The organism is Clostridium sp. AM22-11AC (assembly GCF_003473545.1).
GTDB lineage: Bacteria > Bacillota > Clostridia > Lachnospirales > Lachnospiraceae > Enterocloster.
The window spans coordinates 1-5,182 of the sequence record NZ_QUCM01000048.1; the positions used below are offsets into that span (position 1 = coordinate 1).

Here is a 5,182-nt window from a genome sequence, read left to right on the forward strand (position 1 = left end):
AATATTGAATTTTCAAGGTGCGAAGCCCTGTTTTGGTGTGGGAAGTTTTAGTATATAATTAAATGCAGAGGGGGTACTGATATGGCATTTGATTTTGGAAACGCAAATGAAGCACAGAGAAGTGCTATTTCTACAACAGATGGTCCGTTGTTAATTATTGCAGGCCCTGGTACAGGAAAAACATATACATTAGTAAAGAGAATTGTTTATCTTATAACTGAAAAAGATGTGCTTCCTGAGGAAATAATGATTGCTACATTTACAGAAAAGGCTGCGAAAGAACTGATTACACGTATCACAAATGAATTGTATGCAATAGGAGTATCCGTAAATCTGAATGAAATGTATATTGGTACTTTTCATTCAATTTGTTTGAGAATTCTTAAAGATCATCTTGAATATACAAGGATTAAGAAAAATTATAGGATGCTAGATAATTTTGATCAGCAGTATATGGTGTTTCAAAAGATTAATAGATTTAGGAACTTGCCTTATTTTGATGTTATATTTGATAAAAAGCAAGGAGCTTGGAGACAAGCCGGAGAAATAGTTAAGTATGTTAATAATCTTGCTGAAGAATTGGTTGATATTGATAAAATGCAGGAAGACTCGGATGAACATATTGTGGCTGTTGCAAATATTATGAAACAGTACAATATCCTGATGGAAGATGAGAATTTAATTGATTTTTCAAGTATTCAAACAGAAGCATATAAATTATTGATCGAGGAACCAAGCATATTGGAAGAAATACAGCAGAAAATTAAATATGTGATGGTGGATGAATATCAGGATACAAATTACATACAGGAATTACTTGTGTTTTTGATTGCCGGAAAAAATAGAAATATATGTGTTGTGGGAGACGATGACCAAGGTTTGTATCGTTTTCGAGGAGCAACAATAAGAAATATATTGGAATTTCCAGGCCATTTTGCAGAAGGAGAATGTAAGCAGGTTAAACTTGTTACAAATTATCGTTCAGAGAGACAAATTATTGATTTTTACAATAAATGGATGAGCACAACAGATGGTAGGGCATATGATTTTATGTGGAAGAATTTTAGGTTTGAGAAGAAGATTGTTCCGCCGGAAGGGAAAAAGGATGCTAAAGTAGGTGTTATTAAATGTTCAGGAAAAGATTTGTTAGATGATTGGTATGAACAAGTGTATTCATTTATTACACAATTAAAAAGTAGTGGTGTACTAACTGATTACAATCAGATTGCAGTTCTTTGCAAGTCTGTAAAAGGGGATAAAATCATAGGTATGGTTGAATATCTTGAGGAACATGGTATTAAAGTTTATTCACCTCGTTCGGAAATGTTCTTTGAAAGAAAAGAGATAAAGCAGGTAATAGGGTGTATGATCTTATGTTTCCCAGAGTATGTTCGTAAGTTACAACAAAGAGATTTTTCGTATGATTTTGAAAATCTCTATAATTATTACGATACTCAATGTATAGCTGCTGCAAGAGAGCTTATTTTACAGTATAGAGATACATTGGGAAAATGGATTGCAGAGAAGATGCAGAAGCATGCTAATCTAAGAAAGGATAATGCAGATTACGCATTTACAGGATTACTGTATCAGTTATTACAGTTTGAACCATTTAGTACATACTTAGGGATAGATATGAAATCAGGGGTGATAGATGAAAGACCTGCAAGAAACTTATCAATTTTATCTTCAATTTTGGGAAAGTACGAATATCTACATAGGATAGATGTCTTCACGGAAAACAATATTGTAGAGTCAGTAGAACGTTTTTTTAATATGTATTTTCGCTTCTTATTTGATGGAGGAATTACAGAGTATGAAGATGATTCGGAGTATGCTCCGAGTGGGTGCGTTTCATTTATGACTATACATCAGTCAAAAGGAATGGAGTTTCCGATAGTGATTGTTGATTCATTAAATGGAACACCGAGAAGTAGTGGAAATCATTTGCTAGAAGAAATAGAAAATAAATATTTTCATAGAAAAGTTTTTGAGACAAGGGAAGATATAAAATTCTTTGATTTTTGGCGATTATATTATACGGCATTTTCAAGAGCACAAAATTTATTGGTACTCTCTTGTTGTGAAAAGAAAGGTCATGGAGCCACACCAAGCAAATATTTTGAAGAGTGCTATGAGAAGCTACCTGCTTATGAAGATGTAAATCTTTCAGAAATAAAGTTGGAAAAGGTAAAGCCTGTAAATATAAAGGATACATATTCTTTTACTTCTCACATCGCTCTGTATGAGAATTGTGCATTACAGTATAAATTTTTTAAAGAACTTGGATTTACGCAGGTAAGAGTAGGTGCAACACTCTTTGGAACTTTAGTGCACGAGACAATAGAAGACATTCATCGTGCAGCTATGCGTCATGAAGAACAGACAATAGTGCCGGAAACAATACGAGAGTGGTTTGATACAAATTATATGACATTATCGAAGTGTGAGCATTCTTATTTAGGACAACCGCAGATAGAAGCTGCGTATAAACAGGTTTTGGGGTATGTTGAGAGAAATCAGAGTGACTGGAGTCGAATTCAAGATGCAGAGGTGGAAGTAAGTTTAGTAAAGCCTGATTATATATTGCTTGGAAAGGTTGACCTTATCAGGGGCGAAGGTGATACAGTAGAGATTGTTGACTTTAAATCCGAGAAGAAACCAGATGTTTTAATTGAAACAGCGGAGATGAATCGTTATAGGAGACAGCTTGAAGTGTATGCTCATCTTATTGAGGAAAAGACAGGCAAAAAGGTAAGTAAAATGCATTTGTATTATACAGGTGAGGATAATGGTGTACCAACAGTAACATTTAATAAGTCAACGGAAATGATTGATAAAACAATAAAAGAATTTGATGAAGTGGTTGAAAAAATACAACATAAAGATTTTAGTGGCAGAGCTAAAGATAAAAATCTTTGTGCCAACTGTGATATGAGACATTACTGTAGAAGAAAAGGAGATTGCTAATGGATGGACAGATTTCATTTGAATTTGAACAAAGACAACCAATAAAAGGATATCCGGAGTTACATTGGACGGGGAAAAGGCCTTATACATCAACGCGGTATTATCCTGCACAGCTTAAGGAATCCTATGGAGAGCCTAAGGATGGTTGGATGAATAAGATATTTTGGGGAGATAATCTTCAAGTTATGAGTCATATGCTTAAAGAATACCGTGGAAAAATAGATTTGATATATATTGACCCTCCATTTGATAGTAAAGTTGACTATAAAAAGCAGATTAAAATAAAATCAAAAAAATTGCAGGGGATATCTCGTCATTTGAAGAAAAACAGTATAGTGACATATGGACAAATGATGAATATTTACAATTTATGTATGAACGTTTAGTTATAATGAGAGAACTATTGAGTTCAACAGGCACAATTTATGTTCATTGTGATTATCATAAATCGATGTATATACGATGTATTTTAGATGAGATATTTGGATTTGATTGTATGAAAAATGAAATCACATGGCATTATGAAAAATGGACAGCACCATCAGGAGATAGTTTCCAAAAAAATCATGATACTATTTTTATGTATTCAAAAGGAAATAATAAATTTAATACAATTAAAGAAGTAACTGATAATTTGAAAAGTAAATATGAAAATGGTTATCTTATTGGTGGTGGATATGGATCAAATGGATTAGTAGTATATGATAAGAATAATCCCAAAGTAAAAGAAATGATAGCTTCAGGAAAGTATCAAGTTCATTATGCAGATATGGAGGGAAAACCTATAAGTGATGTATGGGATATTCCATTTATTAATCCTCAGGCAAAAGAAAGAACAGGGTATCCAACACAAAAACCGGAGAAATTACTAGAAAGAATTATTACGGCATCTACAGATCCGGGAGATTTGGTCTTTGATTGTTTTATGGGCTCAGGAACATTATGTGCGGTAGCAGGTATGTTGAATAGAAAATATATAGGCGCAGATATTAATTTAGGAGCAGTACAGGTTACTACAAAAAGATTATTAGGATTGCAAAATAATAATAATTTTGAGGTGTATAATGTGAATAACTATGATTTCTTTAGAAATCCAGTAGAGGCGAAAGAATTAATTATTGATGCATTAGGTATTCAAAAATTTGATTCATCAACAGTATATGATGGAGAATTAGATGGCTGGATGGTTAAAATCATGCCTACAAATCGTATTGCAACAAAGGCTGATTTAGAGGAACTCAAGGCTAATTTACCGTATCATACATTTGAAAAGCGCAAGGAAGAAAATCCGAATGGGGTGGTGGAGAAAATTAAGATTATTTGCATGGGACATGAAGCTGATTTGAAGGCATCGTTGGAACAGGAACTTTCTTCGTATAATTTGGAAATAGAGATAGTTGATATCCTTAGGGATAAGAAAGATTTACAATTTAAGAGGGAAGCAGATGCCAATGTTGTTAAAGAAAACAATCAGATTATAATAAAAGAATTTTATCCTATGAACCTTTTACAGAAATTAAGTATGCAGAAAGAATCTGTTGAAGATTGGAGGCAGTTGGTAGAATCTATCTATATTGATTGGAATTATGATGGTCAGACAATGAGACCGACAATTTGTGATATTCCGACAAAAGATGAGTTGGTATCTGGTATATATAAAATTCCAGATTCCGCAGGTAAAATTAAAATAAAGATAACAGACTTGTTATCTGAGTCACTTGAGCTGGAGGTATAGATATGGCAAAAGAAGTTGGAATGGAATTTGCCTTTTTTGAGTTCCTTCGTTCATTTTATGTAGATAATAGAGGAATTATAAGAAATAGGTATCGTGAAATAACTAAGAAATATCTGGATTACAATGACAAGGAAAAGAACCCAGACGCATTTTTACGAACCCCACAGTTTGAAGCCTTAGAAATGTATGTGTTTGTAAAAGAATTTATGAATAATCAACAGATGTATCAGATGTTTGATGACTGGTCAAAGAGAAATGGTGTTTTTTCAGATAGGCGATTCTATGATGAAGCTGGGCAGATGACATTATATGATGTTTATTCACCAAAACAGTATCATGATTACTTTTTACAAATAAAGAAATATGCGGAAGATTATCCAAATTATATTTTTGCATTAACTATGGGATTAGGTAAGACAATTCTCGGGAGTATCCTAAAGTTTGTGTAAACCTCCAAACTGATGTAAGATAAAATTA

Annotated in this window: 4 protein-coding genes; all 4 read left to right on the forward strand. The window is 33.0% G+C overall.

All coding sequences use genetic code 11. The features are described 5' to 3' along the window. The first annotated feature begins 81 nt into the window (after positions 1–81). Genes DW251_RS17670 through DW251_RS17680 form a run of 4 tightly spaced genes read left to right on the forward strand, consistent with a single transcriptional unit; the run spans position 82 to position 5,154 of the window. A complete protein-coding gene (locus DW251_RS17670; RefSeq protein ID WP_118301898.1) occupies positions 82–2,970 on the forward strand; it encodes an ATP-dependent DNA helicase in 2,889 nt (962 codons plus the stop codon). After that, positions 2,970–3,356 carry a hypothetical protein gene (locus tag DW251_RS18440; RefSeq protein WP_243035043.1) on the forward strand — a complete coding sequence of 129 codons (387 nt, stop codon included), beginning with the start codon at positions 2,970–2,972 and terminating at the stop codon, positions 3,354–3,356. Before DW251_RS17670 ends, DW251_RS18440 begins: the two co-directional genes overlap by 1 nt. Beyond that, positions 3,341–4,705 (forward strand): site-specific DNA-methyltransferase, encoded by a 1,365-nt coding sequence (locus DW251_RS17675; protein ID WP_243035045.1) that lies wholly within the window; start codon positions 3,341–3,343, stop codon positions 4,703–4,705. The genes DW251_RS18440 and DW251_RS17675 overlap by 16 nt, the downstream gene beginning before the upstream one ends. A 2-nt stretch (positions 4,706–4,707) precedes the next feature. Further along, positions 4,708–5,154, forward strand: coding sequence for a hypothetical protein (locus DW251_RS17680; protein WP_182433657.1), 447 nt, complete (start codon positions 4,708–4,710; stop codon positions 5,152–5,154). Positions 5,155–5,182: the final 28 nt, after the last annotated feature.